We start from the raw sequence: 1,713 nt of genomic DNA, 5'->3' as shown, positions 1-1,713 counted from the left end.
CTAGAAGGCTGCTGAAAATCTTGTTGTGGGGCTGTCCGGCCGTGGGCCGGGCGGCCCTCTTCGTTATGCGGTGGTCCTGGCGAGATGCCAGGTGTTGCTCGTCCGGGTGAGTCCGAGGTTGATCAGTCGGCGGAGGTTGAGGGCGGCGGCGCGGTGGTGGAGCCAGATGCTGTTGGCGAAGACGCCGCGGTAGGGAACCCGGCGGTTGCCCTTGGCGACGAGCCAGGCGATGGCCCGTTCGACCGGCGGCCGCCATCGGCGGTACTCGTCCTGCCATTCAGCATCGGTGGCGGCCTGGGCGCGGGCGGCGGTCAGCAGTTCGTGCTGGGGGTGGACGTTGAGGGTGCGTCCGGTCCTGGAGGTGGTGCACCGTTCTCGCAGCGGGCAGCCGGCACACAGGCGCTTGAACTGGGCGGTGCGGGTGCCGTCCGCTTTGATCTGACCGAGGTTGGCGGTGTTTCCGGCCGGGCAGGTGGCGGTGCCGGCTGCTGGGTCGATGCGGAAGTCGTCGATGGTGAACCCGCCGGGGATCACCTGCCGCAGCGGCGGCGGCTTGATGACCAGGCTGTGGCCGTCGGCCTGTAATTGTGCCCGCAGGTCGCCTGTGCCGTAGGCGGAGTCGCCGAGCACGGTTAACTCGCCCTCCTCGTCGGCCAGCAGATCACAGGCAACGGCGGCCTCGTGGTTGCCGGGACCGTAGCCGCTGGTCAGAGCTACGGCGGTGAACAGGCCGCTCTCCGGTTCGAAGGACGCATGCCCTTTGAAGCCGTCCTGGTGGCGAGTGCGGTTCTTGTGGATGTGCCGTGCGTCGGGATCGACGGTCGACACGGTCCGGTCCGCCACCGTGCGCTTGGCGATGCGCCAGCGGCCGTCGCGTCCGTCGGAATCCTCGGCGGGTTCCACGTCCTGGCCCGCGACCAGGGCAAGCAGGCCGACCGCGTTCGCAGCCTTCTCGCCCAGGTTCTGCTCGGGCAGGTGCCCGAGCAGGTTGAGGGCGTCAGCAACCAGCGCATCGACCAGCGTGGCGCGGGCGGCCTCGTCGTCCCAGGCGATCTTCGGTTTGCCCGGGTCGGCGTAGTCGTGCGCCCGGCAGCGCTCCGCGGCCGTCTCCCCGGCGCCGGGGACCTCGCGGATCACCCGGCGGATGGCGGAGATGACCTGAGTAACGGTGTCCTGGGTGGCCACCGCGTCATCAAGCACCGTGGAGTCCAAAGCGCGCCGCTGCTTGCCCTTGAGCACGCCCGTCGCTGCCACGACTTCCTTCACCCTGGTGAAGATCCGCATCGGATCGGCCGAGTGACGCAGTCGGCGCCGGAAGTACGTCAGCAACGACGGATCAAATGCGGTGTCGTACAAGCCGAGCCCGCAAGCGGCCTTCCACCGCAGGTCACACCGCAGTTCCTGGACCGTCTCAAAGTCCGACAGCCCCTGCAGGCTCTGCAGCACCACCGTCGCGGCCAGGACCTGCGGCGGCAGACTTGGACGGCCGTTGGACGACGGATACATGTCCGCGAACATCCCCGGCGGGAACAGCACATCGCGATGCTCGGCCAGGAAAGCGAACACACTCCCGGCCGGGATCAACTCCCGGCAGGTCTCCCACACATCCGGCCCGACCATCTCCCCGGCCCATTCGCCCTGCATGCCCACAAGACTGGCCCCGACTCCACCGAGCCGGGGCCAGAACCCGAGATTTTCAGCAGCCTTCTAGGC

The 1,713-nt window shown here is 68.6% G+C and carries 1 protein-coding gene; it reads right to left on the bottom strand.

The genetic code is table 11. From position 1 onward, the window contains the following. Positions 1-63: 63 nt before the first annotated feature. A complete protein-coding gene (locus tag AC3ETA_RS47655) occupies positions 64-1,644 on the bottom strand; it encodes an IS1182 family transposase (RefSeq protein ID WP_432199149.1) in 1,581 nt (526 codons plus the stop codon). Positions 1,645-1,713 lie beyond the last annotated feature (69 nt).

Source organism: Streptomyces sp. bgisy027 (assembly GCF_057710365.1).
This window is presented reverse-complemented; position numbering and strand designations above follow the sequence as displayed.